The sequence below is a fragment of the Microcystis sp. M53603_WE2 genome, assembly GCF_030065435.1.
This window is the reverse complement of record NZ_JASJFF010000797.1, coordinates 1-2159: the sequence shown is the minus strand read 5'-3', so window position 1 is coordinate 2159 and position 2159 is coordinate 1. Positions and strand designations below refer to the sequence as shown.

Below are 2159 nucleotides of genomic sequence, written 5' to 3'. Positions count from 1 at the left end.
GGGACCCATCAACAAAAAAGTCGCCGTACCTTGGGCATAACATTCGCCGCGATTGGGACAGCGACCCTCCTCGCAGATAGTATGAATGTTCCTTTGTTTGATAATGCGCTGAACCGTGGAAATTTCGCTAGATTTGCCGAGCGAACGCCGTAACCAAGGGGGTAAAGAGGTAATTTCCTTGCGCCACTGTGGGGAAATATTGGACATGAGAAGTTAAGTAGGGTGTTGGGGATTTCAGTTATCAGTAATCAGTTATCAGTGAGGGGTTGGGGTTGGGGAGAGGGTAGAAGGGAGAAGGGAGAAGAGAGAAGGGAGAATAAATAAAAGCTGACGGCTGATAGCTAAAAAGCTGATAACCGACTCCCCAAAACGAAAACTTCCTATCTCACCATTAAGATAACTGCTATAAGCTGAGAAAGCGGGTAAAGATCATTGTTAATCAAAAAGGAAACTTAGGCAATGGGACGATGGCAACGGAGAAAAATTTTCAATCTGGTCATTCAAGGATTGGCGGGTTGCCTCTTAGTTAGTATATTTGTTCTTAATTCCCTGCCATCCCTAGGCCAAAATTTTCTAGTTCCATTTGCATCTCCCACGGGGACAAGGATTTTTGTAGCCGGGGATATAGAATATGCTTCCGTGAATCTAGATGGATTTGCCTTATTTCAGATTGCCTCCCAAGATTTTACCGCTTCTGAGTCCCGGGAACTCTCCCCGGTAGAAAGACGGGCTAGCCGCATTGAAAGGGGCTTAAATAATATTATCAATCGGGGTTTCGATCCGACAACCCTGCAAGTAAGTACGGCGACTCTCAATAATTTAACCGTGATTGTGGCCAAGGATAACCAGAATTTACCGCAACAGGTAATTCTGACAGTGACAGAAGTTGATGCCCTGATCGATTCTTCTTCTGTTGGCGATTTAGCGGACAGATGGGTTAAAATCATCCAAACAGCTTTGATCCAAGCTTGGCAAGAACGTCAGCCCGCCCCTCGTCGGCAACAGGTAATGACTGCCACTATAATTATTTTGGGGCTAATTTTCTTAAGCTGGGTATCAATTTGGTGGCAGAAACGTTTAAGAAATCGCTTCAATCTCCTCAAAAAACAGGCTAAAAGTCAATCCGATCGAAATTTACCTATAAATTCCCCCCCCAGAAAAGATCGCTCCCAAGAACCGATTTTAGCCTCTCTAGAAGATTCCTCTAATTTCCGTCAACAGGCTGATATTCAGCGACAACTGACGCTAAATATTCTCTGGAAAAGACTGGCTCTTATTGGACTGATACTGCTTTGGTTTGGCGGAATAGCGGCGATTTTGTATGTATTTCCTGAAACTAGGCTAGAAGGACGCGGAATAATTCGTATTCCTTTACGGATTTTTATTATCTGGTTGCTGCTGACATCAGTGAGCAATATGATTAATCTCTACGTTAATTCTCGGCTACGGGAGTGGGTAGAGGAAGGAGCGGTTTTTTCCGAAAATTTGGAAAGGAGGATTCTGCGCGCTCCCACTTTATTAGAAGTTTGGCGACAAATTATCACATTTATCGCTATTTTTCTGGGAATTTTGGTTTTTTTGAGTTGGATGGGCCTTTCTTTCGCCTTTTTACTCACGGGAGCCGGTTTAGTGGGAGCATTGCTCACCTTTGCCTTTCAGGATCTTTTAAAAGATTGGATTAACGGTTTTCTAATTATCTTTGAAGACCAATACACTGTCGGTGATATGATCCAGTTTCAGGAGTTTATCGGTTTGGTGGAAAATATGAGTTTGCGAGCGACTCAATTGCGGGCTGCCGATGGACGTTTAATCACTATTGCCCATAACCAAATTATTAGCGCACACAACCTCAGTAAAGATTGGGCGCGGGTCAATTTTACCATTGAAGTCGCCTATCAGACCGAGCCAGATGTGGCGATCGCTTTAATGGCAGCCATCGCTGAAAATATGGCTGTAGATCCACAATGGCAAAAAGATATCATCGATCCCGTGCAGGTTGCTGGTGTTAGTCGGGTTTCTCACACGGGGATGGAAATTATGCTCAGAATTGTCGTCAAAAGATTACGACAATGGGACATAGAAAGAGAGTATCGTCGTCGTCTAAAAATTGCTTTTGAGGAGAAGGGAATTCACATCGGTATCCCCCAACAAAGTTTCCT

The 2159-nt window shown here is 44.0% G+C and carries 1 protein-coding gene and 1 pseudogene; one reads left to right on the top strand and one right to left on the bottom strand.

Features of this window, described 5'->3' with window-relative positions:
- Nucleotides 1-207 (bottom strand): annotated as a pseudogene (locus tag PX481_RS17015) (lipoyl synthase); the annotation flags it as partial.
- Nucleotides 208-459: 252 nt separating this feature from the next.
- Between PX481_RS17015 and PX481_RS17010 the strand changes: the two are divergent.
- Nucleotides 460-2159: mechanosensitive ion channel family protein (locus tag PX481_RS17010; protein WP_288095118.1), on the top strand; the 1700-nt coding region annotated here is incomplete at its 3' end.